The following is a 24053-nucleotide window of genomic DNA, read 5'->3' as shown; positions in this document are numbered from 1 at the left end:
TACCGGCTGGCCGGGGTCTTCGCGTCATTCCCGCGTTGCGCGTTTCCAAACAGGCTACGCCACAATCGAATTCGCCTAGGCGTTATTGATAGCCAACAGCTTTCGAGCACCCGCGGCGAAGGCGTCGGGGTCCTCCAGCTGCGGATAATGGCCCAGGCCGGTGAGTTCGAGCACCGTGGCCGCGGGGCGCAGCGCGCGCAGTCCGTCGAGGACCGCCACGGTGGCCACCGGATCCGCAGTGCCCCACAGAAAGCCGAGCGGTTTGGTCCAGTCGCGGACCGCGCCGTGCCAGCGGTCGGCATAGGTCACCCGCTCATCGAGATAGGCCGTGAGCAGGTGCGCGATCCGATGACCGGCGTCGTGCGAGAGCAGTTCCCACTGCGCCCGAGCCTCGTCCGCCGTCAGCGGGTGAGCTGCCGAGAACAGTTGCGCGAACTCGCGAGTGAAGACGGGGCGGTTCGCCAGCCGCGCCGCCACCGGCCCGAGCGGGCCGCGCAGGATCTGCTGAATCGGGCGCAGCGACGCCTTCTCCAGGATCACGCTGCCGTTGCTCAGCACCGCGCGTTCGAGGGTGCAGGTCAGCGCGCCGTCGATATCCCTGGCCAGCAGCTCGGTGGCGACGGAGGTGCCCATGTCGTGCGCCAGCAGCACGATCGGGTCCGTCGTGGTGGCGGCGAGCACCTCCTCGACGATGTCGGCCTGCTCGAACAGGCTGTAGCGGTGCGGGCGCGGCTTCTCCGACAGGCCGAAGCCGAGGAAGTCGATGGCCAACCAGGCCCGGCCGCCGAGCCGCTCGACGACCTCGCGAAAGTCGTAGGAGCTGGACGGATAACCATGCAGCAGTACGACGGTCGGCCCGTCACCTGGCGCGGAGCGGACGAACACCGAGCCGGCCCGCGTGCGCAGCCTGCGCCCGCCGTCGCGCCACTCCCGCACTCGCATCAGCTGATCAGTCCGCGGCGGGTCAGTAGCGGCTCGATCTGGGGCGCGCGGCCACGGAAGGCTTCGAAGGCGACGAGCGGATCGACCGATCCGCCGCGGGCGAGCAGTTCGCGCCGGAAGACCGTGCCCTTCTCGCGGATCGAGGCGGCACCGTCGTCGAACCAGTCCACCGTGTCCGCGTCCAGCACCTCGCTCCAGATGTAGGAGTAGTACCCCGCGGCGTAGCCGCCCGCGAAGATGTGGGCGAAGTAGCCGGTCCGGTAGCGCGGCGGGATCGCCTCGATCGCGAGGCCCGCCTTTCGCAGCGCCTCCTCCTCGAACGTCTCGGCGTCCGTCCCGGCCAGCGCCGCGGCCCCGGGTACGCGGTGCCACGACCAATCCAGCAGCGCCGCACCGAGATACTCGACGGTCCGGAAGCCCTCGCCGAACTGTTCGGCCGCCGACATGCGCTCGACCAGTTCGGCGGGCATCTGCTCGCCGGTGTCGATGTGCTTGGCGTAGTTCGCGAGCACCGCCGGCCAGGCCATCCACATCTCGTTCACCTGCGACGGGAACTCGACGAAGTCGCGGGGCACCTCGGTTCCGGAGAAGAACGGGTACCGGACATCGGAGAACAGGCCGTGCAGCGCATGCCCGAACTCGTGGAACAGGGTCCGGACGTTGTCCCAGGTGAGCAGGGCCGGTTCGCCGGCCGGCGGCTTCACGATGTTGAGGTTGTTCACCACCACCGGCAGTTCGTCCAGCAGCCGGGACTGGCAGACCAGTTCGTTCATCCAGGCGCCGCCGTGCTTCGACGGCCGGGCGAAGAAGTCGCCGAGGAACAGTCCGAGCGCGCTGCCGTCGGCGTCGAAGACCTCGAAGACGCGGACCTCGGGGTGGTAGCCGACCAGGTCGTCGCGCTCGCGCAGGGTGATGCCGTAGACCTGTTCGGCGGCGAAGAACACGCCGTCGCGCAGTACCCGTTCGAGTTCGAAGTAGGGGCGCAAGGCGTCGGCGTCCACCGAGAACCGCTCGGCGCGCACCCGCTGGGACCAGAATTGCCAGTCCCACGAGCGGAGTTCGTCGCCGGCCTGCATTGCCGACGCCAACTCGGCGGCTTCTCGTTCCGCGTTGGCCACCGCGGGCGGGACCAGGCGTCCGAGCATCTCCTCTACTGCCTCGGGGGTCTTGGCGGTCTGGTCGGCCACGGCGTAGGACGCGTGGTCGGGGTAGCCGAGCAATGCGGCGCGTTCGGCGCGCAGGGCGGCGATGCGGACGGCGAGGCTGCCGTTGTCGAGGTCCGGGGTCAACCCGCGTTGCAGCGAGGCGGTCATCACGCGGCGGCGCACGTCCCGGTCGGCCAGCTCGGCGAGGACGGGCTGATTGGAGACGTTCTGCAGGCTCAGCGCCCAGGCGTCCGCGCGGCCGGCCGATCGGGCATTCTCGGCCGCGGCGGTCACCGCGTCCGGGCTGAGTCCGGCCAGTTCGTCCACGCTGTCGAGGACCACCGTCGCGGCGTTCCTGGCGGCCACGTTGTTCTGGCCGAACTCGGTTGTCGCCGCGGCGATTTCGGTATTGAGCTCGCGTAACCGGGCCTGACCCGCGTGGTCCAGCCCCGCGCCGGCGCGGACGAACCGGAGGTGATACTGCTCGACCAACCGCAGTTCCTCGGCGCCAAGGCCCAGCTCGGCGCGGCGTCGATAGAGCGATTCGACCTTGGCGAAGAGCGCGGGATCGAGGTAGATGGCGTCCCGGTGCGCGGCCAGCTTCGGGGACATCTCCGCCTCGATCGCGTCGGTGCCCGCGCTGGAGTCCGACGACGCGATATTGAAGAAAACATTGGACACCCTGGTGAGCAACGCCCCCGAACGCTCCAGCGCCTCGAGGGTGTTGACGAAGGTCGGCGCGTCGTCCACAGCGGTGATCGCAGCGACCTCGGCCAGTTGCTCCACCATCCCACGCTCGAACGCGGGCACATAGTGTTCCTCGCCGATCTCGGCAAACGGGGGCAACTGGTAGGGCAGCGCGCTGCGCTCGAAGAACGGGTTGCTCGTCATACCGAAACCCTATGCCGGATCGGCGTCCCGCCGCCGGTGGAATGTGCGCTTCGAGCTGCTGCGGCAGCGTGATTACGCGGCGCTGGCCAGTTGCTCGAGCGCTTCGCGATGCACGCCCGAGCCACCGGCGATCACCGGCTAGCGGTCGACTACGCCGCGCTGGTGTGCGGCGTGAAGCTGACCTGCGCGTCATCCTCGTCGATCGCGATATTGAGCGAAGCATCGAGGGCGCGCACCAGTTTCGCCAGCAGTGGGAGAGTGGGGACGGCATCTGCCCCCTCGATCCGGGAGATTTTTGCCTGAGTGAGTCCCGCGCGGTGGGCAAGCTCGGTCTGCGTCAAGTCGAGCTCGGTGCGGCGACGGTAGACGGCCTCGGCCAACGCCATCGACAGTCGGATCTCCTGCCGTACCTCGGTGACAGCCGCAGATTCGGTCAGCTCGCCGTCGTTTCGCCTCGTCCATCGACTGTGTGTCATCACAGCTCTCCTTTTTCGATCACGCGAACGAACTCGTCATGTGCGGGGCCATGTTCGGCCTCGCACACCATTCGCGCACGGATGGCACGCTTCACCTCAGCGTCCTCCCGGTCCTTGGTTTTTCGGAATGTCGTGAGTAACACGATCGTGCGGTCGGACCGGAACCAGTAGGTGATCCGGGTCGCGGCCCCATCGAGCGTCGGTCGTAACTCACGCACACCCTCGCCTAGGTGGCGCGCGAACGGTTCGCCCAGCGTACGAGCGCGCTCGGCGAGCAGGCCGACGTATTCGTCCACCTTGAGGAAGTGCTTAAGCTGCTCCAACCAGTCCCGCACTTCTGGCTCGATCTCGATCGAGTACGGCTTCACTCAATCAGTCTATATGTCGTTGGCGACATATGGGTGTCAGGATGCCCGGCGGGGTGAATTCGACGGCTGAGGGCTTGTCGCCTGCACTGCTGTTCTACGGTGAACGGCTCGTCGCGGACTGCGTGGCTCCGCCGGTCACCTCACAGCGGGCGGTGTGGGGTTGTGAGGTTGTCGACATCTCGAAAAGGGTTGATTACCAGTGTGTTTAGAAATGTAACGAGTGGGGTGTTTGTCTGGTTTTGCGTTGACAGGGGGTGGGGGTGGGCGGAGGCTGCTGCTGACTTTCCGTGTGCTCTGCGTGGGGCGATCGCGGTGTCGATCAGAGGAGCAGGTTGTGCGTTTGCCTCAGCGTTCGGAAATTCTCGGTGGTAGCACGGAAGTTGTTGCCGGAGTTGGTGGAGCGCGCAGCAGGATTGTGCGGCCCCGCACTATTCGCGGTCAATTGAGTCGAATTCTGATTGTTTCGCTGGTGCTGGTGTCGGTGCTGCTCGGTGTGATCGTGGTCCGGGAAGTCGGGTCGTATCGGCAGAGTGGGGACACCGTGGCGGGGGTTTCGCTGGCGCTGGCCGTGCAGGACCTGGTGCAGGAGGTGCAGCGGGAGCGCGGGCTGAGCAATGGGCTGCTCGGTGGTGACGCTCGGCTGGAGAAGTCGGTCGCCGATCAGCGGGTGAATACCGATCGGGCGTTGAACGTGCTCGATAGTGGCATCGGCGATACGCCGGGCGCGGCCGAATTGCGTTCGGCGCTGGACAGATTCGCCGCGCTGGCCAACACTCGCTGGCAGATCGATGGCCGCCAGATCAGCAGGCAGGCGGCCTTCCAGTTCTATACCGACGGCATCACCGTATTGAATCGCCTGACGCTCGGGCTGGATTCGGCGCGCGACTCGGAGGTCAGGCACGGACTGCGGGCGCTGTACGCGCTGGGCGACACCAAGGAACAGACGGCCAAGGAGCGCGGCTTCCTCAACGGAGTCTTCGCCGCCGACGAGTTCCGGGTCGACGAGTACGGGCAATTCCAGGAGATCCGTGCCGCCAAGACGGCCGGCCTCGCCGCGTTCGCCCGCGACGCGACCAGTCGGCAGCAGCATCTGCTCGACGCCGCGCTCGGTAGCGAAAACGCTACCAAGGCAGCGGAATCGGAGCAGATCGCGATCGCGTCCTACGCGGGGCCGCTGCTGCGCTCGATGGATCCGGTGACCTGGTGGGCGCAGATGACGGCGGTGATCGATGAGCAGCGCAGGGTGCAGCAGGCGATCGGTGATGACGTGCGCCAACGCGCGGTGGTGCTGCGCAAGCAGGCCGCGTTGATCCTCGGCGGTGTGTTGCTTGCCGCGTTGATCGCGGTAATCGCCGAGGTGACAATGGTTTTCGTCAGTGTGCGAGCGATCGTGCGCCCGCTGGCCATGCTGGCGTTCGAGGCCGACGACGTTGCCGATCGCAGGCTGCCCGGCGTCATCGCGGCCTGGCACACCTCCGACCAATCCCAGCCGCCCCCGCCCGAGCCGGTGCGCGCCGCGCCGGGGGCGAGCACCGAGATCACCGCGCTGGCAGCGGCATTGGACGGGGTGCAGAGCACCGCGTTCACCTTGGCTTCGGAGCAGGCATTGGTCCGGCGCAATACCGTCGAGTCGCTGGCCAATCTCGCGCGCCGCAACCAGAACCTGGTCCGCCGCCAGCTCAGCCTGATCAGTGAATTCGAGCGGCAGGAGCTCGATCCCAAGGGCCTGTCCAACCTGTTCGAGCTCGACCATCTCGCCACCCGCATGCGCCGCAACGCCGAGAACCTGCTGGTGCTGGTCGGCGAGGCCAGCCCGCGGCGCTGGGCCGAGCCGATCGCGCTCACCGATGTGATCCGGGCCGGACTGTCCGAGGTGGACGACTATCACCCGGTGGTGGTGCACCGGGTGGACGACGTCGCGATCGTCGGCGGGGCGGTCACCGCGCTCGCGCACATGCTCGCCGAGTTGATCGAGAACGGGCTGGCCTTCTCGCCGCCGGATCTCGAGGTGGAGATCTACGGGCGGATGCTGCCGACCGGTTATCTCCTCGCCGTGGTCGATCACGGCATCGGCATGCCCTCGGACCGGTTGGCCGAGGCCAACGCTCGATTGCGCGGCGAACAGGACTTTGTCGTCGCGCCGACGCGGTATCTCGGGCACTACGTGGTCGGGCGATTGGCGCGGCGGCTCGGTATCGAGGTCGAGCTGAATGTATCGCCGGTCAGCGGAATCGTCGCGCGGCTGCATCTGCCCGCGGAAATCATTGCGGGAGAAAAGGATCGGCGAGCGCCCGAGGGGGACGGTCAGATTGTTTCGGCCCTGCCGCCTGCTGTCGGACCCGAGGTCGACAGCCGCGTGCCCGGCGGGATGATTCTGCACCGCTGACCGGGCCGGTCCGGAGTTCTAGTTCAAGCAGTGTGATCGAGGGCTCAATGCCGGCCCGGATATGTCGTATGCCATATTGCTGACTCGAAATAGTGCCTGTTACCGTGCGTCACGGCAATACGCCGCCCTCCGCAGATCTCCGTGACTGTCGAATCGGCTGCCGACGTGTTGGCGAAACGAGGCCCGCACCGGAGTGCCGCGAACTCTGCGGAACAAAAGGACAAAGGGCTCGAACAGATAGCGGAGACCAGCATGAAAAGTGCCTGGGTATACGGCGTCGTATTCCTGGTCCTGGGTGTGACCACGATATTCATCGCCCGGCTGCGACTGAGTGAAATTCCCGATCTGGCGATCGGGCATTCGAGCGCGCCCCCGGTACTGGGGCGGCCGAGCGAGAAGGTCGTCGACTATGAGATCGACGGTCCGAGCGGAATGCCGGTACGGCTGTCATATCTGGACGGACAGGGCAACGTCAAGGATGTCTCGACCGATCTGCCGTGGCGGACTTCGCTGCGTACGCACCGACTGACGTTGTCGACCGGTGTGGTCGCACAATCGGAGGCCGACCGAGTCTCGTGCCGAATTGTCGTCGACGGGAAAGCTCGTGATTCGCAGGTGTCGAGTGGGCGCTCTGCCGCCGTCAACTGCGCGGTACCGGTGTCATGAGTACGCCGCAGTGGGTGCCGCGGGCTTCGATTCGCGCGCGTGAAGTGCTGGTCCGACTGCGCGCGGAGTTGTCGGTACCGTTCACCAGGACGCTGGCGCGGCGCGCGCCCGGCCGACCGTTGCCCGCGCGGCTGCTGTACAAGTTTTCGCTGCCGATCATCGCGGTGTGGTTGTTGGCCGCCGGTGGTCTCAACCTTTTTGTCCCGCAACTGGAAACAGTGGTCAAGGGACATGCTCGGTCCTTTCTGCCGGACCAGGCTTCCTCGGTCCAGGCGATCGCCAAGATGGGCAAGTCTTTCGGTGAGGCGGGGACGAACAATTTCGTCTACGCGCTGCTGGAAGGGGACAAGCCGCTCGGCAATGACGCCCACCGCTACTACACGACGCTGCTCGACCGGCTGGCCCAGGACAAAAAACACGTCAACTCGGCGATGGACCTGTGGTCGAACCCGAACTTCGCTCCGGCCAACGAGAGTTCGGACGGGAAGGCGTCCTATGTGCTGCTCAATCTGGCCGGAAATATGGGCACCGCGCTGGCCATGGAATCCACCCGGGCGGCCAGGGACATCATCGCCGATACGCCGCCACCGCCGGGGATCAAGGTGTACCTGACGGGTCCGTCCGCGGTCGTCAACGATGAACTCGTCGCGATCAACGACTCGATGCTGCTGCTCATCGGCGTGTGCGCGGGGCTGGTCGGCGCGGTGCTGCTGTGCGTCTATCGTTCGCCGATCACGGTGGCCATGCCGCTGCTGACGGTCGGGATGGGCTTGGCGGTGGCCAGGCCGGTGGTCGCCTACCTCGGCGAACATCAGGTGATCGGTGTCTCGATCTTCGCGTCCGCGCTGCTCGCGGTGATCGTGCTCGGTGCCGGCACGAACTACGGGATCTTTCTGCTCGGTCGATATCAAGAGGCCCGGCGTGCGGGCGAGGATCCGGAAACCGCGTATCACACAGCGCTGCACGGGGTTCTGCACATCATCGTGGCCTCGGGTTTGACGGTCGCGGGCGCGACGGCCTGTATGTCCATCACCAGGCTCGCGATCTTCAGCACCTCCGGCCTGCCGTGCACGATCGCGGTGAGCGTGACCCTTGCCGCCGCATTGACGTTGGGGCCTGCATTGCTGGCGCTCGGCAGCCGCCTCGGCTTTCTCGAGCCGCGCCCGCAGTCGTCGCAGCGCCGGTGGCGGCGGATCGCGACCACCGTGGTCCGCTGGCCCGGGCCGGTGCTGGTGGCCGGCCTCGCCGTGCTGGTGCTCGCGATACTCGTGCTGCCGACATTCCGGCCGAGCTTCAACGAGCGCATCGCGCAGCCGAGTGATTCCCTTGCGAACCAAGGGATTGCGGCGGCGGACCGGCATCTGCCGCCGAACATCATGGCGCCGAGCATGTTTCTCGTCGAATCCGATCATGATCTGCGCAATCCGGCGGATCTGATCGCGCTCGCGAAGCTGACCAACGCGGTGTTGCAGGTGCCCGGAGTCAGTGCGGTACAAGGTATTACGCGGCCGTTGACGACTCCGCTGGAGGAGGGCACGCTGACCAACCAGGCGGGCTACATCGGCAACCGCTTCACTCAGTTGAAGAGCATGCTCACGCCACGGCTCGACGACCTGACCGGCCTTGCCGGGCGCATCGATCAGTTGAATCTCACGATCAAAGGGGTGCAGACCGCGCTCGACACCGGCGAACAGGGGTTCGCGCAGGTGAACAGCAACGCCGTCGCGTTGCAGTCGGCCGTCGGCGGCGTGGTCGAGAAACTCGACTCGTTGCGCGATACCGCAGAACCTGCAAGGCAATTCGTGACGTCGATCCCGAATTGCCAAGATGTGCGGCCCTGTCAGGCGGCGGTCACCGGGTTCTCGCTGTTCGACGATGTGGGGCAGCTCGACAGCACTGTCGACGGGCTCGTCAGTGGTGTTCATGCTGCGTCGCAAGCACTTCCGCAACTCGGCGCGCAAATTGCCAGCCTGCGGGATTTCATCGGTCAGGTGAACGGTGTGCTCGCGCCGCTACAGGGCACCCTGAATATCCTGTTGCCGCAGATATCCGAGATGACCCAGTTCCTGGACGAAGTCGGAAAGGGCTTCACCGCGGGCGATCCCGACGGGTTCTTCTTCTTGCCGAGCCAAGCGTTCGACAGTCCGCTGTTCAAAAGCGCGCTGCCGTACTTCTTTTCGCCGGACGGCAAGGTGACGCGGATGGTGGTGACGCCGCAGATGGAGGGGTTCAGCCGGGAGGCGATGGATCTCAGCGCCAAGATCATCCCGGCGTCGTTGCAGGCGATGAAGGGTACGTCGCTGGCCGGAAGCACGGTCAGCATCGGCGGTCCCGGCGGCACGCTGCTGAATATCGAGGCCTTCGCCCGCGAGGACTTCATCACCAGTGTGGTCGCCGCGTTCGCCTTCGTGTTCTGCGTGGTCTTGATCCTGCTGCGCAGCCTGGTCGCGGCGGTCGCGGTGATCAGCACCGTCGCGCTGTCCTACCTGTCCGCCCTGGGGCTGACTGTCCTTATCTGGCAACACATCATCGGCAATCCGCTGCACTGGTCGGTGGCGCCGGTATCGTTCATCTTCCTGGTCGCCGTGGGTGCGGACTACAACATGCTGTTGGTGAGCCGATTCAAAGAGGAACTCGTGGCCGGGGTCAATACCGGCATCATCCGTTCGATGGTCAATACCGGCGGGGTGGTCACCACCGCGGGGCTCGTCTTCGGCGTGACGATGTTCGCCATGCTGGTCAGCTACGCGCACAATATCGCCCAGATCGGCACCACCGTCGGCATCGGATTGTTCCTCGACACCCTCATAGTGCGCTCGTTCGTCGTGCCCGCCATCGCGGCGCTGTCCGGTCGCTGGTTCTGGTGGCCGATCAATATCCTGCGGATTCAGCGATGAAGGTCAGGACCGGGTGGCGAGGTAGATCGTGTTGGTCGACCGGCCTCGGGTGAGCGGGTTGTCGAAGGGCACCTGTTCGGCTGTGACGTCGGTGAAGACGGATTCGAGGACGGACAGGAATTGGTCGTCGGGGGCGTCGTCGGACCACAGAGCGAAAGTGCCTTGCGGGGCAATATAATTGGACAGCGCCCGCAGGCCGTCCTGGGTATAGAACGCGGTGTGCGGGTCGTGCAGCACGTGACGCGGTGAGTGATCGATGTCGAGCAGGATCGCGTCGTAGGTCCGCCCCGGACTCTGCGGATCGAAACCCACCGTGCCCGTCGCTGCGGCGAAGAAGTCGGCCCGAACGAGGGCCACTCGACTGTCCGCAGCCAATCCGACTGTGTCAGGCAGCAAGTCGCGGCTGTGCCAATCGATCACCGCATCCGAATACTCGACAACAGTAAGAGTCCTGATCCTGGTGTCCCGCAACGCTTCCTGCGCGGTATAGCCCAACCCCAACCCACCGACAATCACATCCAAATCCGCCCCCTGAGTCCGCGCCAACCCCAACCGCGCAAGCTCACGCTCCGCCACAGTGAACAAACTCGACATGAGATACTCATCCCCAAGCTTGACCTCGAAAACATCAATACGCGCAGTCGGCTCGAACCGCCGCCGCAAACTGATCTCCCCCATAGCCGTCTGCTGCCAGCCCAATTCCTCGAAGTGTGCGCTCATCGCAGTGACAATAGGCCCTGCACGAGGCCCGTTTGCGCAGGTTGCGCAACGCGAGGGCCGACCGCTTGGTGCATGGTGGGCCGCAGTCGATTCGGTATGACGCGGCACGCCCCTTCGGCGCCGCAGTAGTTGGTCGACTGCTCAGGGGGAACTGATGCTGGTATCGCCCGAGAGGCTAACAGCACCAGTTCCTCGTGAGCGATTGTCCAGCAACGTATCTCGGGCGTTGTTAGATCAATGTGCGGAGTTCGGCGGTTACGGCTGCGCCGGAGGGGGCGTGGTCTGGGTCCAGTAGCCATTGCATCATCAGGCCGGTCAGTAGGGCCAGGGGGACTGAGCCGCCCACAGTGGGCGGTGGGTGGTGAAGTTTCGATCAGTGCTTGCCAGTGTTGCTCGGGTTCGTCGGTGGGGTCGCGCTGACCGAGCATGACTCGGGTGTCACGGTCGAGTTCGAGCACCGCCCTGCGCGCGAGTTCGACCTGGTGTTCGGCGCGGATGGCGTCTACTCGAAGGTTCGGCAACTGGTCTTCGGCCCGCACGACGAGATGGTTTGTCACCTAGGGCTTTCCGGCGCCGGTTTCAGCACCGGCAATCACCTCGGCCTCGACCGTGCCGGACTATTGCAGTCCGCGGGGAACACGGCGATCTACCTCTTCAGCGCGGCCGACCGAGACCGGCTGACCGTCAGCCTCTCGTTCGCCACCGACTCGGCCGAATTGGATCGGCGGGACCGGGCTGAGCAGGAGCGGGCGGTGCGCGACGCATTCGCCGGGAATGGTTGGCAGACACCACATCTGCTGGACGCGATGACCGCCGCCGATGACTTCTACTTCAGCTCGTCCGGCCAGGTCGGCCTCGACAGTTGGTCACGCGGCCGGGTCGCGCTCATCGGCGACGCCGGCTATTGCGCGGCGCCGACCAGCGGCGCAGGCACCTCGCAGGCCTTGATCGGGGCTCGTACGCTGGCCAGGGCGCTGGCCGACGCGGACGGCCACTACCCGGTCGCGTTCGACGCATACGAGCGGGAACTGCGCCCGTACGTCGCCGAGAACCAGAGCAACGGTCGAGCGGCAGCCGCGATGTTCGGCGGCCAGGCGGCTACTGATCGCGTTGACACCCAAGGAGATTCGATCCGGTCGACACGTATGACGAGCCAAACGAAAACGGGAGGAGTCCGATGGACTCCTCCCGTTCAGTGATCGACGATCAGTGCGGCAGTTCCATGCCCTGGGCGAGCATCGGCCACGAATTGTGCAGTGCCTCTTCCCAGTACGGCCAGTAGTGGGTGCCGACGGGGTTGAACTGGTAGGTCGCCGGGATGTTCAGCGAGTCGAGCCGGTTCTTCAGGTTGTTCGTGCAGCCGTTGACGGCGGCCTCGATGATCACGCCGAGGCTGAGGTTGACCGCACCGGAGGGGCCGGGCGAGCTGCCGAGGTAATACTTGACGTCGTCGAGCACCGGGATGCCGCTGCCGCTGGAGACGTAGAGCAGGGTGCCGCGCAGCTTCTCCGCGTTGATCACCGGGTCGTTCTCGGCCCACAGCGGGCTGTCGTCGGGGCCGTACATGTTCTTGGTGTCGCCACCCGCCCACGTCTCGGTGGCGAGCTTCACGAACTGCTTGCCCGCCGGGTCGGCGATCTGCGCGCAGCCGCTGTACGCGGCGACGGACTTGAACAGGCCGGGCTTGGCCTCGGCCAGCTGCAGCACCGAGGTGCCCGAGGTGGACAGGCCGGTCAACGCGTTGCGGCCGGTGGACTGCAGCGTCTTGTCCAGCAGCGGCGGCAGCTCCTCGGTGAAGAAGGTCTTCCACTTGTTCACGCCGAGCGCCGGATCGGGCTTGAGCCAGTCGGTGTAGTAGCTGCCGCGACCGCCGATCGGCTGGATGACGTTGACCGACTTGTCGGACAGATACTCCAGCGCCTTGGTCTGCGCCTGCCAGCTGGCGGTACCCTCGCCGCCGTCGAGGCCGTTGAGCATGTACAGGTTCGGCGCGGGCTTGGACTCGTCGGCCGGACGCTGCACGTCGATCGCGACGTCGGTGCCCATCGCGGCGGAGTAGACCTTGAGGTGCCAGGTGCGTCCGTCCTTGGTGATCGACGAGACGGCCGACGGTTTCTGCGGCTCAGCCGACGCGGTCCCGCCGAGCAGGCTCACGGACAACGTGGCGGCGAGCGCGACAACGGTGGTGCGCAGCGTGGCGGTGCTGCGTAGTGCGGTGAGCTTCATCGAACATGCATCTATCTAGTACTCCCTATCGGCTGTGCTTCGACCGGCGCGGGCCGCCCCAATCCCCACACAGTGCGTCTTCCGCAGCGGCAAAACTGTTACACAACAGCGCCGCTGAGTGACTGTACCCACGTCGGCGGCCGCATCGGGTCTCGGCGCCGGAACCGGGACACTCGGCTGCGGACTCGCTCCGCCCGCGGCCGCCCGGCGCGCGCAAGACTCGCGCTGAAAGGCCCTGACTGTCTTTTGCAGGGGTGTGCTATCACTTGGATTGATGGACGTAATCAAATCATCATAGAATCCTAATTATATCCAAATGGTATATGTGGGCTCAGTCACGGAGTTGCCCTGTAATATTGGTTATGGCAAATAGCAAGCAATGGAGCCTGCATGGAAGTGTTAGTAAATAGGATGCGGGCCGTTAACCTGATCCGGACGTGATCGCGCACGTCAGCCTGTCCGGTGCCTTCTGGGAATCGTTCCGGGACGATCATGGTTGGTGGCGGCCGAGATTGGGTCTTGGTTAACTGGCAGCGGTCGGCCCGGCTGTCCGCGATGAGCCATGACGCGCTGAAGCCGGGTGGCACTCAGGTGCCCTTTCGGTGCGGAATCCAAACCATTCCGGATAACATTCTGAGGAAAGAGCTATTGAGTGGCTACTTTCAATTGGAAGACACGGTGTGCGGTAGTGGGTCGGGTTCGTGATAGGAATCCGACGGTTGTGGGCGACGGCGACGCCGCTGACCCGGAAAAGTCTCCGTGTCGCGAACTGGTCAAGTGACCAATAGCAGGCGATGAGTTATGAGCAATCTGCTGGGGTAAGGCAAATGTGTAGGGGAGATAGGTGTGACGGATAACGCGTCCGGGCCGGTGCGAAAACCAGTGCGCACACGGCCGGTGCATACGCGACGGCGCAAGGCAGCGATCCTGCCGCGGCTGTTGGCGGTGGCGGCGGAGGCCGATCCCGACGGTGTCGCCGTGCTGCTGCCGGGCGCGGTGCTGCGTTATCGCGAGCTCGACGAGGTGTCGTCGCGGTTGGCCAGGCTGCTGATCGGGCGCGGCGTCGGGTCGGGGGACCTCGTCGCCGTGGCGATCGCCGCGCCGGTCGGGGCGGTTTCCGCGATGTGGGCGGTGGCGAAAACCGGCGCGGGTTTCGTCGTGGTGGACGCGAACGCGCCGGGGGAGCAGGCCGAGTACCTGCTGTCCGACACACGACCGGCGCTCGGTCTGACGGCGGGTACGCCGTGGCCTGGATCGAGCCGGACTTCCGGCTCGCTCGAGTGGCTGACGGTCGACGATGCCGGGATGCTCGCCGAACTCGATCAGCTGTCGGGCGATCCGGTGACGTACCAGGATCGCTTGCGCCCCATCCAAGAGGACGACATCGCCTATGTGACCGCAGGCTCAACGGGCATCTTCGACGCCGTGCCGGTGACCCAGGCGCAGGTCGCCGCGATCGGCGCGCAGCCGGATCCGCACCTGCCGGAACCACTCCGCGAGTTCTTCGCCACCGTGTTCCCGCGGGCCACGTCACCAAGGCCGGACCTGACGCTCACCGGGCTGTTCGACAGCGTGGTCGCGGCGCACCCGAACGCGACCGCGGTCAAATTCGGTACCGGAACACTGACCTACCGCGAACTGGATGCCCGGGCAAACAGGCTGGCGCGCAAGCTGATCGCGCTCGGCATCGGTCCGGAAAAGCTGGTGGCGGTGGCATTGCCCCGATCGCTGGACCTGGTGGTCGCGCTGCTCGCGACGGTGAAGGCCGGGGGTGGCTATCTACCGGTCGATCCGGCGTATCCGGCCGATCGGATCACGTACCTGCTCGCCGATGCCGATCCGTCGTGTGTGGTGACAGAGCCGGGCAGCACCCTGCCCACTGTGGCACCCTCGATCACGGTGCACGACAGCGACTTTCCGGATGACACTCCGGTGACCGACGCGGACCGGATCGGCGCGCTGCACCCGGACAACCTCGCGTATGTGATCTACACATCCGGGTCGACCGGGCGTCCCAAAGGCGTTCAGATCCCGCACCGCAATGTCGTGGCGCTCTTCGCGAACACTCGCTCGCAGTTCACCTTCGACCACCATGACGTGTGGACGATGTTCCATTCGTACGCGTTCGACTTCTCCGTGTGGGAGCTGTGGGGACCACTGCTGCACGGCGGCACGTTGGTCGTGGTGGACTACGAAACCTCGCGAGCGGCCGACCAGTTCCTGGAGTTGCTGCGCGACGAGCGGGTGACCGTGCTCAATCAAACCCCCTCGGCGTTCTACCAACTGGCCGAGGCGGACCGCGCGGTGTCCGCCGATCTCCCCGCATTGTCGTTGCGGTACATCGTGTTCGGCGGCGAGGCGCTGGAGTTCCGCCGACTCGACGACTGGCGCGTCCGCCACCGCGAGACGCAGCTGGTGAACATGTACGGCATCACCGAAACGACCGTGCACACGACCATTCATCGGGTCTCGGCGAGCAACCGCAGCGTAATCGGCACTGCCATACCGGCTTTGCGGATCTGGGTGTTGGATGACCGGTTGAATCCGGTACCGACGGGAGTGCCGGGCGAGATCTACGTCTCCGGCGTGCAGTTGGCGCGTGGCTATCTCGGCAATCCAGGATTGACGGCGGGGCGGTTCGTAGCGAATCCCTTTGCCGCGGACGGATCCCGGCTGTACCGCTCCGGCGATCTGGCCTCGTGGAACTCCGACGGCGACCTCGTCTACCTAGGACGGGCCGACGATCAGGTGAAGGTGCGCGGCTACCGCATCGAACTCGGCGAGATCGAGGCCGCCGTCCTGGCGTCGGCGCCGGTTCGCCAGGTCGCGGTCGTCGTTCGCGAGGACGTACCGGGTGACCAGCGGATCGTGGCGTATCTGGTCGGGCGACCCGAGGTAGCGACGTTGCGCACCGAGGTGGCGCGGGTGTTGCCCGAGTACATGGTGCCGTCGGCGTTCGTTGTCGTCGACGCGATACCGCTGACCGCGCACGGCAAGTTGGATCGCAAGGCGCTACCGGCGCCGGTCGTCGAGACCGCGGTGTTCCGCGCGCCGGCGAATGCCATCGAGGAAGCGGTGGCCGATGTGTTCGCGGCGGTGCTCGGCGTCGGCCGAATCGGCTTGGACGACAACTTCTTCGCGCTCGGCGGCAACTCGCTGCTGGCCACGCAGGTCGCGGCCCGGCTCGGCGCGGCGTTGGACGCGCGGGTGCCCGCGCGACTGCTGTTCACCGCGCCCACGGTGGCCGCGCTGGCCGTGGCGGTGGGGCGGCAGCTCGGCACCGGGCGCCAGGCGTTGGTGGCCGGGCCGCGGCCGGAGCGGATCCCACTGTCGATGGCGCAGCAGCGCATGTGGTTCCTCAACCAGTTCGATCGGGAGTCGGCGGTCTACAACATCCCCGTCGCGGTACGGCTGACCGGCGACCTGGATGTCGCGGCGCTGCGTCGAGCCATCGGCGACGTGATCGCGCGGCACGAGATCTTGCGCACGGTGTACCCGCAGCACAACGGCGTTGCCTATCAATCGATCCGGCCCGCCGAACAAGCGGCTGTCGACCTGGTACCGGAGCTGGTCGCGGTGGCCGACGTGCTGCCGCGGACTATCGAGGTGGCCGCCGCCGGGTTCGACGTGGCGGTGGAGATTCCGTTGCGGGCCAGTCTGTTCCGGGTCGACACGGACGCCGAGACCGAGTACGTGCTGGTGTTCGTCGCGCACCACATCTGCAGCGACGGTTGGTCCATGGCGCCGTTGACCCGGGACGTGATGGTCGCCTACGCGGCCAGATCGGCTGGTGCGGCGCCGGATTGGGCGCCGCTGCCGGTGCAGTACGCCGATTTCAGTATCTGGCAGCGGGAATCGCTCGGTGCCGAGACGGATCCGGACAGCCTGATCGCGCGGCAGGTCGACTACTGGCGTACCGCGCTGGCCGACCTGCCCGACGAGCTCGAGCTGCCCTTCGACCGCCCGCGCCCGCCCATGCGGTCGTTTGCCGGTGGGCACGTGCGGTTCTCGATCGACAGCGAAGTACAGCACGGACTGGCCGAGCTCGCCCGTGCGCACAATGCGACGGTGTTCATGGTGCTGCACACCGCGTTGACGATTTTCCTGGCCAGGTGGTCGGGGACCGACGACATCGCCGTCGGCACGGCGGTGGCGGGGCGGGGTGAGTCCGAACTCGACGCGGTGATCGGCATGTTCGTCAACACGCTGGTGCTGCGCGCGCGGGTCACCGGGCAGGAGGACTTCGGTGCGCTGCTGGAGCAGGTGCGCGAGGTTGACCTGCGGGCGTTCGAGCATGCCGATATCCCGTTCGAGCGGCTGGTGGAATCGCTGAGCCCGGATCGGTCGACGGCGCGTAACCCGCTGTTCCAGGTCGGGTTCGTCTTCCAGAATCTGCCGGAGGCCACCTTCGAGTTGCCTGGATTACGCGTTGCCGCAGTCGATTTCGAGGCCGGTATCGAGAAGTTCGACCTGTCGCTGGCGATCCGGGAGACGGCCGAGGGGATGGCCGCGCAGTTCTCGTTCGCGCGAGAGCTGTTCGACGAAGCGACGATTCGGGTGCTGGCGGACCGGTTCGCGCGATTGCTCGCCGCGATCGTCGCACGGCCGAACCTGCCGGTGGGGGATCTCGCGTTACTGGCCGACGACGAGTACGCCGCGCTCACCCGGGTCCATCCCGAGGCGACGGCAGGCGCGGTGATGCCGGATCTGCTGCTCCGCGGGATGCGGTGCGGGCGCGACCGTATCGCGGTGCGCGACCAGGGCCGATCGATCACCTACGGTGAACTCGACGAGTATTCGTCTCGGCTGGCGCGATTCCTCATCAGCCTCGGGGTGGGGCCGGAACGTCTTGTCGCGTTGGCTTTCCCGCGCTCCTACCAGATGCTCGCGGCGGTCTTGGCGGTCACCAAGGCCGGTGGCGCGTATGTGCCGGTCGATCCGGCGTATCCGGTGGATCGGGTGCGGCACATGGTGACCGATTCGGCGGCGGTGCTCGGCCTGACCACCGCCGAGCAGGTCGATCGCCTCCCCGAGGACGTGACCTGGCTGCTGCTCGATCATCCGGCCATCGAGGTGGTGTGCGCGCGCCGATCCGCCGCGCCGATCACCGACGCCGACCGGATTGCCCCACTGCGCCTGCACAATCCCGCGTATCTCATCTACACCTCTGGTTCGACCGGTGTGCCCAAGGGCGTCATGGTCACCCACGCCGGGCTCGCCGGGCTGATCGAACACACCGTCAGGGTCCTGGAACTGGAGCCGAATCACCTTCTGTTGCATTCGATTTCGCCGAGTTTCGATCCGGCGGCCTTCGAGTGGCTGTGTACGTTGTCGGTCGGCGCGACCTTGGTCATTCTGGCGCCCACCGTGGTCGGCGGTCCCGAATTCGCGGCGGTACTGCGTACCGAGCAAGTGACGCACTGCAGCGCCACACCCGCGGTGCTGAGCACCGTCGATCCGACCGGCGTGACCACCGAGACCTTGCTGGTCGGTGGCGATGTCACGACACCGGAGCTGGTGGCGAAGTGGCAGCCGGGCCGCCGCTATATCAATGCCTACGGTCCGACCGAGGCCACCATCGCCGTGACTCTGGGCGCACAGACCGCAGGCCGCGACATCACCATCGGCGGGCCGGTACCCGGCGTATCCGCGCTGGTGCTGGATGCGCGGTTGCGACCGGTGCCGCCCGGCGTCACCGGCGAATTGTATGTGGCCGGAGCGAACTTGGCCCGCGGCTACCACGCGCGAGCTGGGCTCACGGCGGATAGGTTCGTCGCGAATCCATGGGGCGAACCAGGTTCGCGGATGTTCCGCACCGGCGACCTGGTGCGCTGGAACGCGCCGCCGGAACAGCGGGCCGCCGCCGCCACCTTCACCCGAGTGCCCTGGGACCTGAAGTACGTCGGGCGCTCGGATTTCCAGGTGAAGATCCGCGGCTTCCGCATCGAGCTCGGAGAGATCGACGCGGTGCTTAGCGGTCACGAAGACGTCGGGTTCGCGGTCACCATCGGACACGAAACACATACCAGGGAAACGGTTCTGGTGTCCTACGTGCGCGCCGTGCCCGGCCGTGCGCTGGACGTGGATCGGCTCACCGAGTACGCCGAGCGCAGCCTGCCACGGCATATGGTGCCCGCCACGATCGTGCTGCTCGACGAGATTCCGCTGACGCCGGTCGGCAAGCTGGATCGAAAGGCGTTGCCGGAGCCGACCTTCGCAGCCGCGACCTTCCAGACGCCTGCCACCCGGACCGAAGCGATAGTCGCGGAGGTGTTCGCGGAGGTGCTCGGAGTCGAGCAGGTCGGTGCCGATGACGATTTCTTCGCCCGGGGTGGCACCTCGTTGCTCACCCTCACCCTGCAGCACGCGCTGGCGGCTCGACTCGGCCTCGAGTTGCCCGTCGCTACCCTCTTCAGTGCGTCCACCGTGCGCAGCCTTGCCGCACGCATCGATGGTCAGGACGTCCCGGTGCACAGCCCCGCCATGATCACCGCCGATGCTGTACTCGGACCGGAGGTTTCGAGCGTAGGCCTCGAACCGGTCCATCAGGGTCGTGCCCGCGACGTGCTGCTGACCGGCGCAACCGGTTTCGTGGGCGCCTACCTGCTGCGAGAACTGCTCGACCGCACCGACGCCGTCGTCTGGTGTCTGGTGCGTGCCGACAGCATCGATGCGGCGCGCGACCGGGTCTACCGGGCGTTGCGGCGATACCAGCTGTGGGGCGACCTACCCGAGGCCCGAATCGTGCTCGTGCCAGGCGATCTCGCCGAGCCGTCGCTCGGACTGTCCGAGGCGTGCCACGCCTGGCTCGCCGAGCGGATCGAGGTCATCTACCACAACGGCGCCCAGGTGAACCACCTCGAGCCGTACCCGCGCCTGTGTGCCGCCAACGTCGAGGGCACCCGAGAAGTGTTGCGCCTGGCGACAACTCACCGGGTCAAGCCGGTCCACTTCGTCTCCACGATCAACACGGTGATCTCGACCGTCCAGCCCGGTATGCCGGTCGTCGAGGCCACCCGCATCAGTGCCGACGAACTACCCGCGCAGGGATACATCGCGAGCAAATGGGCGGCGGAGCAACTGGTCCTGCAGGCGGCCGAGCGCGGCGTGCCCGCCCGGATCTACCGCCCCGGGCTGGTTTCCGGCGACCTGCAGATCGGCGTCAACAGCGCTGACGACTCGTTCTGGAACATGATCCGCGCGGCCGCCATCCTCGGCATGGCGCCCGAGGTCGGCGACGCGACGATCTCACTGGCGCCGGTGACCTACGTGGCCCGCGCCATCGTGGAGATCTCACTCATCACGACTCGCGATACTGCGTACCACCTGGTCAACGAAACCCCGCTGGCGATCCACGACATCTTCGCGTGCCTGCGCGAACACGGCCTGCCCATCGAGACCGAAACGCTGGAAACCATCCAGCTTCGCCTCGCCGACGAGGCCAACGCCCGCTACCTGGCCGGCGACGACTCCCTGGTCCGTGCCGCCCTTCTGGGCGGCAACTACGCGGCGGGCGCGGCCGACCTCGTGGTGGATTGCACCAACACCAGACGAGCCCTGGCCGGGAGCGCGATCACCTGCCTGCCGATCGATGCGAGCGTGCTCCACACCTATATCGGCGCCTTCCTGAAGTCGGGATTCCTGCCGACCCCGATCGGCAGCGCCAACGAATAGGTCAATCCACGACGCGCAGGTTTTCGATCTGCTGGCGTAGGTGATCGAGCAGCTTCTCGGGGTCGTCGAAGTCGGCCGGGTCGATGGGGTCGCCGAAATGGATCGTCACCTGTTGGCTGCGGTCGAAGGCGGGGCCGGTGCCGCGAGTGCGGCGCATGGGCAGTACCCGGTCGGTTCCGGTCGTCCCCACGGGGATGATCGGAACCCCGGTTGCCAGCGCCAGTTTCGCGACGCCGGGCTTGTAGGGTTCGTGCTCGCCCGGGGCGACGAGCCGCCCTTCCGGATAGATGAGCAGGACGCCGCCGTGGCGCAGGATCTGTTCGGCCTGAGACAGTGCGGACCGGCCGGATTCGCTGTCCCGGCGCAACACCGGGATCTGGCCGAGCCGGCGCACCAGCCAGCCCACCACCGGCCACGACCACAGTTCCGCCATGGCGATGGCGACGGCTCGGCGCCGCAGCGCACCCCAGAGGAAGACCGCGTCCAGCATCGAGATGTGATTGCTGGCCACGATCACCGGACCGGTCTTCGGCACCGATTCGCGGCCGATCACGGTGACCCGCACGACATTCGACCAGGCCAGCCCGCGCAGCAGGCGGCGTACCAGTTTCGTGGTCACCCACGCGCGCTTACCGAGCCCCTTCGGCCGCCGCACCGGTTCCTCGTTCATTGCCACCCCCACACGATTCGGCGTTCCAGCCCTCGAACCAGCCTACCGACGGGCTACCTGCTTTCGCCTCGTACGTGCGGTCGCGCGGGATATCACGTGCCGGAGAATGCCTGTGGCACAATCGATGCGCACCGTACACCGCTGTGCGGAGGGACGAATTATGGGTTCACTGATGTCCAGGCGTGTCGTCATCACCGGCGGCGGTCAGGGCCTCGGGCTGGAGATCGCCCGCGGCTGCGTCCGGCGCGGCGCCTCGGCAATCCTGATCGATATCGATGAATCCGCTCTCCGGGACGCGCGGCGCGAGTTGGGCGAACAGCACTGTGCGACGTTCGTCTGTGATATCGCTGATCGTGGGCAGGTCGCTGCCACGATGTCGGCAATCGCGGCAGCGGATTCCGGTGGTATTTCGGCCTTGGTGAACAATGCGGGAGTTTTCACCAACGACGCCATCGAGGCGGCCGACCCCGGTCGCGCTTCGCTCGCCATCGCGGTCAATATCAATGGCACCATCAACATCACCGATGCCGCCCTGGCGCATAACATACTGTGTCGCGAAACCGGTCAGATCATTTTCATCAACTCGTCCGCCGGAGATCCGCTGCACACCGGAACCGGCGCGAGTGAAAGAGTCTATGCCGCAACCAAAGGCGCGCTGACCGGGTACTCGAAAGCCATCGAAGGCGTAGCCAAAGGCACGCCACTGCGGGTGACAACGATCTTCCCCGGCGGCATGGACACGAACCTCTATGTGAACGCGGGTATGTCGGTGGCAGATGGTCACAACAAGCCATGGCTCATCCCACCCAGCCGTGTCGCCGAAGCCGTCACCTTCGTGCTCGAATTGCCCGTCGATACGAACATCAGCCGTCTGGCAATCGGGCCCAACCTCTGAGGGACGCCGGTAGAAAACGACTGCGGCGGGCCGTTCTGCTGGCCGGAACAGCCGGTATCCGGCCGGGCCCGGAACCGCCATCCTGGATCGACGGGGACGCCGCAGGCAGGCCGCGGCTGCGAGGAAGGCAGCTGTCACGCCGCCAAAGCCCATCCGCAACATCGGAAGGTAAAAGCACACAAGGAGATTCACCATGCCCGAGATCGCCATCCCGACCCAGGTCGCCCACCCCTGGCAGGCCACCGCCCGCACGGTCTTCGCCGTGCTGGTCGCACTCGCCTCTCTCATTCCCGTCGTCGCGGTCGCGGGCGGTGTCGATACCGTGCCCGCCGTCGCGCAACTGATCACCGTCTGCGCCGCGGTAACCCGCATCCTGGCGCTACCCGGCGTCGACGACTTCCTCTCGCGGTTCCTCCCGTTCCTGGCGACCGGAAGCGGCCGACCGGAACGGACCTCGGTGTACTGACTGTCTGGTCGCGGTGAGCAGCGAAATCGTCGGCTGGTGGCCCCAGCGCGCCGCTGTCCAGTCCGGGGCCTTCTCGAGCGCGCTCGAGGGCCGACAGGAGCTACACCGCTGGTACAGTCCCGGATTATTTTCGGACCAGCCGTTCACCGTGCAGGTCTGTCGCGGAGGAAGACGGCCAGTAGGGCCGCGGCTGCGGCGATGACGGCGGTGGCGGTGAACACGGTGCCGTAGGCGTGGGCGAGGTGGGCTGGTGGGGGTTGAGTGCCGGAGTCGCCGGTTACGGTGGCGATGGCGAGCAGTCCGGCGAGTCCGAGTGCGCCGCCGATTTGGCGGGTGGTGTTGATCAGGCCGCCGGCCAGTCCGGTGTGTTCGGCGGGGATGCCGGTGGTGGCTCGCGCGGTGAGCAGAACGAACGCGATGCCTTGTCCGGTGCCGATGAGTAGTGACGGGGCGGCGATGTCGGTGAGGAATCGACCGTCGACGGAGGTGCGTGCAAGCCAGGCCAGCCCGGCTGCGAGCAGTGCTAGGGCGGTGGCCAGCAGGGCGCGGGTGTTGAGGTGTCGAGTCAGTTTCGGTGTGATCGTGGAGGCTGCCGTGATCATGATCGCCAGCGGCAGTTGGGTGAGGCCGGCTTGGATCGGTGTGTAGCCGAGCACCTTCTGCTGGTAGAGCGGCAGGAAGTAGAACAGGCCCAGCCATACCGCGCCGAGCATTGTCATGACGATGTTCGCGGCCAGTACCCCGCCGATGCGCAGGATCGCGGGCGCGACGAGCGGCTGCGATAGCCGCCGCTGCGATCCGGCGAAGAGGATGAGCAGTAAGACCGCCGCGATCAGCGGGACGATGACGCGGGGCGCGGTCCAGCCGTATTGTCCGCCGACCGAGAGCGCGTAGGTGAGTGCGGCGAGGCCACCGGTCACGGTGGCCGCGCCCCATAGGTCGATCCGGCCGCCCGCCGGACGGTCGGCGGGCACCAGCGATATCGTGGCGGCCAGCACCGCGAACGCAACCGGTGCGCCGATGAAAAATACTGCGCGCCAGCCGAATACGCCGGTCAGCAGGCCGCCCGACAGCACACCGGCGACGCCGCCGATTCCCGATACCGCGCCCCATACGCCGATTGCCCGCGCGCGGCCGGCGCCTGCGGGAAACAATGTCAGCACCAGTGCGAGTGCGGTCGGGGCGAGCAGTGCCGCGCCCACCCCCTGTCCGACTCTGGCGGCGAGGAGAACCGCGGCGGTGGGGGCGAGTCCCGCCGCGATCGAAGTGGCCGTGAAAATCGCTGTGCCGGTGAGGAATACCCGTCGCCGTCCGAAAACGTCGCCGAGTCGACCGCCCAGGAGCAGCAGGGCCCCGAACGCGAGTACGTAGCCGTTGACGACCCAGGAGAGCCCGACGGGTGACAGTTCGAGCCCGCGCCCGATGTCGGGCAGGGCGACATTGACGATCGAGGTGGTCAGCACGACCAGGAACTGTGCGGTGGCCAGGACGGTGAGCCCGATCCATGCCCGGGCCGACAGGGTAGGGGTTACGGGGGCGGGCTGTAGTCGGGGATTCATGATCTGTCTCCGGGTCCATGCGCATGTGGCTGTCCGGCGGCTCGGTCGCCACCGGACGGCCACATGCGGTTG

Annotated in this window: 15 protein-coding genes; 7 read left to right on the top strand and 8 right to left on the bottom strand. The window is 66.4% G+C overall.

Features of this window, described 5'->3' with window-relative positions:
- Window positions 1–75 precede the first annotated feature (75 nt).
- The 4 genes from ACFWF1_RS13275 to ACFWF1_RS13260 all read right to left on the bottom strand — a co-directional run bounded on the left by ACFWF1_RS13275 (window position 76) and on the right by ACFWF1_RS13260 (window position 3822).
- Window positions 76–942 carry an alpha/beta fold hydrolase gene (locus tag ACFWF1_RS13275; protein ID WP_379284958.1) on the bottom strand — a complete coding sequence of 289 codons (867 nt, stop codon included), beginning with the start codon at window positions 940–942 and terminating at the stop codon, window positions 76–78.
- Complete coding sequence (locus ACFWF1_RS13270; RefSeq protein WP_379284959.1) at window positions 942–2978, bottom strand: M3 family metallopeptidase; 2037 nt, start codon at window positions 2976–2978, stop codon at window positions 942–944. Before ACFWF1_RS13270 ends, ACFWF1_RS13275 begins: the two co-directional genes overlap by 1 nt.
- A 149-nt stretch (window positions 2979–3127) precedes the next feature.
- Entirely contained in the window at window positions 3128–3454 is a 327-nt protein-coding gene (locus ACFWF1_RS13265; protein WP_379284960.1) for a helix-turn-helix domain-containing protein, read from the bottom strand.
- Window positions 3454–3822 (bottom strand): type II toxin-antitoxin system RelE/ParE family toxin, encoded by a 369-nt coding sequence (locus tag ACFWF1_RS13260; protein ID WP_379284961.1) that lies wholly within the window; start codon window positions 3820–3822, stop codon window positions 3454–3456. Before ACFWF1_RS13260 ends, ACFWF1_RS13265 begins: the two co-directional genes overlap by 1 nt.
- Window positions 3823–4264: 442 nt before the next feature.
- Here ACFWF1_RS13260 and ACFWF1_RS13255 point away from each other — a divergent pair, with 442 nt between their 5' ends.
- The 3 genes from ACFWF1_RS13255 to ACFWF1_RS13245 all read left to right on the top strand — a co-directional run bounded on the left by ACFWF1_RS13255 (window position 4265) and on the right by ACFWF1_RS13245 (window position 9771).
- Window positions 4265–6208: a nitrate- and nitrite sensing domain-containing protein gene (locus tag ACFWF1_RS13255; protein ID WP_379284962.1), complete on the top strand. Its 1944-nt coding sequence runs from the start codon at window positions 4265–4267 to the stop codon at window positions 6206–6208.
- A 252-nt stretch (window positions 6209–6460) separates the two neighbouring features.
- The gene (locus tag ACFWF1_RS13250) at window positions 6461–6874 is read left to right on the top strand and encodes an MmpS family transport accessory protein (RefSeq protein WP_379284963.1); all 414 of its coding nucleotides are present in this window, start codon (window positions 6461–6463) and stop codon (window positions 6872–6874) included.
- On the top strand, window positions 6871–9771 hold the full coding sequence (locus ACFWF1_RS13245) for an RND family transporter (RefSeq protein ID WP_379284964.1): 2901 nt from the start codon (window positions 6871–6873) through the stop codon (window positions 9769–9771). Before ACFWF1_RS13250 ends, ACFWF1_RS13245 begins: the two co-directional genes overlap by 4 nt.
- Window positions 9772–9774: 3 nt before the next feature.
- Here ACFWF1_RS13245 and ACFWF1_RS13240 read toward each other — a convergent pair whose 3' ends face one another.
- Entirely contained in the window at window positions 9775–10491 is a 717-nt protein-coding gene (locus ACFWF1_RS13240) for a spermidine synthase (protein WP_379284965.1), read from the bottom strand.
- 386 nt (window positions 10492–10877) lie between these two features.
- Here ACFWF1_RS13240 and ACFWF1_RS13235 point away from each other — a divergent pair, with 386 nt between their 5' ends.
- Complete coding sequence (locus tag ACFWF1_RS13235) at window positions 10878–11690, top strand: FAD-dependent monooxygenase (RefSeq protein ID WP_379285197.1); 813 nt, start codon at window positions 10878–10880, stop codon at window positions 11688–11690.
- Between the two features lie 7 nt (window positions 11691–11697).
- Here ACFWF1_RS13235 and ACFWF1_RS13230 read toward each other — a convergent pair whose 3' ends face one another.
- The gene (locus tag ACFWF1_RS13230) at window positions 11698–12717 is read right to left on the bottom strand and encodes an alpha/beta hydrolase (protein WP_379284966.1); all 1020 of its coding nucleotides are present in this window, start codon (window positions 12715–12717) and stop codon (window positions 11698–11700) included.
- An 846-nt stretch (window positions 12718–13563) separates the two neighbouring features.
- On the opposite strand from ACFWF1_RS13230, the gene ACFWF1_RS13225 reads away from it, so the two are divergent.
- Window positions 13564–20391, top strand: coding sequence for an amino acid adenylation domain-containing protein (locus ACFWF1_RS13225; RefSeq protein WP_379284967.1), 6828 nt, complete (start codon window positions 13564–13566; stop codon window positions 20389–20391).
- A gap of 1 nt (window position 20392) precedes the next feature.
- Here the strand turns inward: ACFWF1_RS13225 and ACFWF1_RS13220 are convergent, their stop codons facing one another.
- The gene (locus ACFWF1_RS13220) at window positions 20393–21061 is read right to left on the bottom strand and encodes a lysophospholipid acyltransferase family protein (RefSeq protein ID WP_379284968.1); all 669 of its coding nucleotides are present in this window, start codon (window positions 21059–21061) and stop codon (window positions 20393–20395) included.
- A 106-nt stretch (window positions 21062–21167) separates the two neighbouring features.
- Between ACFWF1_RS13220 and ACFWF1_RS13215 the strand changes: the two genes are divergently transcribed.
- Window positions 21168–21956, top strand: coding sequence for an SDR family oxidoreductase (locus ACFWF1_RS13215; protein ID WP_379322180.1), 789 nt, complete (start codon window positions 21168–21170; stop codon window positions 21954–21956).
- 193 nt (window positions 21957–22149) lie between these two features.
- Window positions 22150–22422, top strand: coding sequence for a hypothetical protein (locus ACFWF1_RS13210; protein WP_379284970.1), 273 nt, complete (start codon window positions 22150–22152; stop codon window positions 22420–22422).
- A gap of 143 nt (window positions 22423–22565) precedes the next feature.
- Here ACFWF1_RS13210 and ACFWF1_RS13205 read toward each other — a convergent pair whose 3' ends face one another.
- Window positions 22566–23981 (bottom strand): MFS transporter, encoded by a 1416-nt coding sequence (locus ACFWF1_RS13205; protein ID WP_379284971.1) that lies wholly within the window; start codon window positions 23979–23981, stop codon window positions 22566–22568.
- Window positions 23982–24053: the final 72 nt, after the last annotated feature.

This window comes from Nocardia sp. NPDC060255 (assembly GCF_042727395.1).
Classification (GTDB): Bacteria; Actinomycetota; Actinomycetes; order Mycobacteriales; family Mycobacteriaceae; genus Nocardia.
The sequence above is the reverse complement of the archived record's forward strand: the minus strand, read 5'-3'. Positions and strand labels throughout refer to the sequence as shown.

What these genes read in the sequence shown, in the direction of transcription:
- ACFWF1_RS13220 (WP_379284968.1), bottom strand. Translation starts at nt 21,061, where the DNA reads ATGAACGAGGAACCGGTGCGGCGGCCGAAGGGGCTCGGTAAGCGCGCG.
- ACFWF1_RS13275 (WP_379284958.1), bottom strand. Translation starts at nt 942, where the DNA reads ATGCGAGTGCGGGAGTGGCGCGACGGCGGGCGCAGGCTGCGCACGCGG.
- ACFWF1_RS13215 (WP_379322180.1), top strand. Translation starts at nt 21,168, where the DNA reads ATGCCTGTGGCACAATCGATGCGCACCGTACACCGCTGTGCGGAGGGA.
- ACFWF1_RS13270 (WP_379284959.1), bottom strand. Translation starts at nt 2,978, where the DNA reads ATGACGAGCAACCCGTTCTTCGAGCGCAGCGCGCTGCCCTACCAGTTG.
- ACFWF1_RS13210 (WP_379284970.1), top strand. Translation starts at nt 22,150, where the DNA reads ATGCCCGAGATCGCCATCCCGACCCAGGTCGCCCACCCCTGGCAGGCC.
- ACFWF1_RS13245 (WP_379284964.1), top strand. Translation starts at nt 6,871, where the DNA reads ATGAGTACGCCGCAGTGGGTGCCGCGGGCTTCGATTCGCGCGCGTGAA.
- ACFWF1_RS13230 (WP_379284966.1), bottom strand. Translation starts at nt 12,717, where the DNA reads ATGAAGCTCACCGCACTACGCAGCACCGCCACGCTGCGCACCACCGTT.
- ACFWF1_RS13205 (WP_379284971.1), bottom strand. Translation starts at nt 23,981, where the DNA reads ATGAATCCCCGACTACAGCCCGCCCCCGTAACCCCTACCCTGTCGGCC.
- ACFWF1_RS13265 (WP_379284960.1), bottom strand. Translation starts at nt 3,454, where the DNA reads ATGACACACAGTCGATGGACGAGGCGAAACGACGGCGAGCTGACCGAA.
- ACFWF1_RS13250 (WP_379284963.1), top strand. Translation starts at nt 6,461, where the DNA reads ATGAAAAGTGCCTGGGTATACGGCGTCGTATTCCTGGTCCTGGGTGTG.
- ACFWF1_RS13240 (WP_379284965.1), bottom strand. Translation starts at nt 10,491, where the DNA reads ATGAGCGCACACTTCGAGGAATTGGGCTGGCAGCAGACGGCTATGGGG.